The organism is Pedobacter sp. 01T416_2 (assembly GCF_056398925.1).
Genome location: NZ_JBFTQI010000969.1, coordinates 1 through 1,929, shown reverse-complemented (window position 1 = coordinate 1,929; position 1,929 = coordinate 1). Strand labels below are relative to the sequence as shown.

General features: G+C 38.2%; 3 protein-coding genes. All 3 read right to left on the bottom strand.

From position 1 onward, the window contains the following. Positions 1-137: 137 nt before the first annotated feature. Positions 138-854, bottom strand: a complete 717-nt coding sequence (gene bshB1 / locus AC1DPQ_RS26400; protein ID WP_477580713.1) for a bacillithiol biosynthesis deacetylase BshB1 — start codon at positions 852-854, stop codon at positions 138-140. A 7-nt stretch (positions 855-861) separates the two neighbouring features. After that, positions 862-1,374: a glutathione peroxidase gene (locus AC1DPQ_RS26395; RefSeq protein WP_477580715.1), complete on the bottom strand. Its 513-nt coding sequence runs from the start codon at positions 1,372-1,374 to the stop codon at positions 862-864. A 5-nt stretch (positions 1,375-1,379) separates the two neighbouring features. Continuing rightward, positions 1,380-1,929 (bottom strand): DUF4294 domain-containing protein (locus AC1DPQ_RS26390; protein ID WP_477611383.1); only part of this gene is annotated, 550 nt, incomplete at its 5' end.

Genomic DNA, 1,929 nt, shown 5'->3' with positions numbered 1-1,929 from the left:
GTTTTGTTGGACTGTCAAAATAACCGCAAAGGGCGCTAAGTTTTTCGCTAAGGAAAAGAAAGAGAAATCTTAGTAAGACAAATCCCTACAGCTTTGCGTACTTTGCGGAACACTTCTTTTCTTTGCGGTTAAAAAATTTACCTTAAATCAAACAAACTATCAACACCCAACAATTTTCTTGAGGTAAAGCCTTCGCCAAAAGTGGTACCGATGCTTTTACCAAATTCTCTGGAACGGCCAATTACGCTTTCAAAAAATTCTGGTGAAGAAATATAGGTTTGCAAGCCATCTACATCAGGATTATAAAACTGGGTTTTAAAAGCTTTAATCGATTCAATTTTCTTATCCATGTGGTCAGATATATCCACAATAATATCAGGTTTTAAGTACCTGTCTTGAATATATTGCAACAATAACCTCGGCCGGTGCGCTTCTTGTTTAACACCATCAATTGATGTTTCTACTTTTGGCAGTCCCGATAAAAAAACCGAATCGTGCACCAGATCGCCAGCTCTGCCATGATCAGGGTGACGGTCTTCTAGCGCATTGCTTAAAATAATTTCTGGTTGGTATTTCCTGATGGCTTTAATTACTTCTAAACGGTGAAATTCATCATTCTGAAAAAAGCCATCCCTCATTCTCAAATTTTCGCGAACATGTAAACCTAAAATTTTCGCAGAGTCTGCGGCCTCTTCATCTCTTGTTTCTGCAGTACCACGCGTACCCAGCTCGCCTCTGGTTAAATCTACAATTCCAACTTTTTTACCAAGGGCAATATGTTTTAAAATAGTACCTGAACAGCAAAGCTCTGCATCATCAGGATGCACGGCTATAACTAAAATATCTAACTTCATGACGTAATTATTGGGCATTTTGGCTCAGCAGTTGCTGAATTTTCTTTTTAATTTTCGAACTCAATGGCTTGGTGAATGGTAAAAAATAATCTTCCAGCTCGCCATTTTTGTTCAGGAGGTATTTATGAAAGTTCCAACGGGGTTTCGAACTTAATTTTCTGTTTTGTTTTTTATCGCTCAGAAATTGATAAAGCGGGTGTGCACGTGCCCCACGTACCATAATTTTATCAAAAACCGGAAATTTTACACCATGGTTAATCTCACAGAAAGATGCAATATCAGATCCATTAAGTGGTTCCTGCTTTCCAAAATCGTTGGTCGGAAAACCCAAAATTTCAAAATCAGGGCTATTAATCTCGTCTTTTAACTGCTGTAATTCTTTCAATTGTGGCGTAAAACCACATTCGGAGGCTGTATTTACAATTAAAACAACTTTGTTGCGGTAGGCTGATAACGGCTGCTCTTCGCCATTAATTTTTTTAACCTTAAATGAATAAATATTCGGAATGCGTTCCTGCATTATAGTTATTGATAAAATCCTGAAGTGCGGATAATAGATTCTATATCCTTATCTTCATTCGGATCGTAAGTGCTTTTTAAATTATGTCCTACCACACGGGCCACAATCTGATAAGAAAATGCAGCAAAACCGCCTTTGGTCTGCTTTACTATATCGTACGTTGTTCTGCCCACCTCACGGTCGATCAGTTTCGTTAAAATCTGACCTTGAGTAATGGTTAATTCTTTTATTTCGCGGTTAAACATGTCTTTAATTTCTTTATCACATTGTTTAACCAGCTGTTTCTGTTCCTTTTTCTCAGGAGTTCGGGCAATATCCTGCTCTAATTGCTCGTATCTACGTTTTGCAAACAGTGCATACGGCATTACTTTTAATACGTTATACCTTAAGCGATTATACGCGGCCTGTTCTGCCGGTGATTTCCATATCCTTGCGGCATAAATAGATACATCGTTAAGTTGCATCCACGGAATCATTACACCATTATCATTTGTTGAGGCTACTCTTATTGTATCGCTTTTACCCAATTTAGGGAATATTGGCGCAGCAGGATCC

Excerpts from the sequence above, each read along its gene's own strand:
- bshB1 (WP_477580713.1), bottom strand. The coding sequence starts at position 854 with ATGAAGTTAGATATTTTAGTTATAGCCGTGCATCCTGATGATGCAGAG.
- AC1DPQ_RS26395 (WP_477580715.1), bottom strand. The coding sequence starts at position 1,374 with ATGCAGGAACGCATTCCGAATATTTATTCATTTAAGGTTAAAAAAATT.